We start from the raw sequence: 412 nt of genomic DNA on the forward strand, positions 1-412 counted from the left end.
TCGGCAATGCGATGGAATGGTTCGACTTCGGCGTCTACAGCTATATCGCCGTCACGCTCGGCAAGGTGTTCTTCCCGTCCAGCAGCCCGTCCGCGCAGCTGCTCGCAACCTTCGGCACGTTCGCCGCCGCGTTCCTCGTGCGACCGCTCGGCGGCATGGTGTTCGGCCCGCTCGGCGACCGCATCGGCCGCCAGCGCGTGCTCGCCGCCACCATGATCATGATGGCCGTCGGCACCTTCGCGATCGGCCTGATTCCCAGCTACACGTCGATCGGCATCATGGCGCCCGTGCTGCTGCTCGTCGCCCGCCTCGTGCAGGGCTTCTCGACCGGCGGCGAATACGGCGGCGCCGCCACCTTCATCGCCGAGTTCTCGACCGACAAGCGCCGCGGCTTCATGGGCAGCTTCCTCGA

At 67.7% G+C, this 412-nt stretch carries 1 protein-coding gene; it reads left to right on the top strand.

Annotated elements, in window-relative coordinates; all coding sequences use genetic code 11:
• Positions 1-412 (top strand): MFS transporter (locus tag ACV22W_RS33640; protein ID WP_448023844.1); only part of this gene is annotated, 412 nt, incomplete at both ends.

It is taken from the genome of Burkholderia sp. AW49-1, assembly GCF_053427845.1.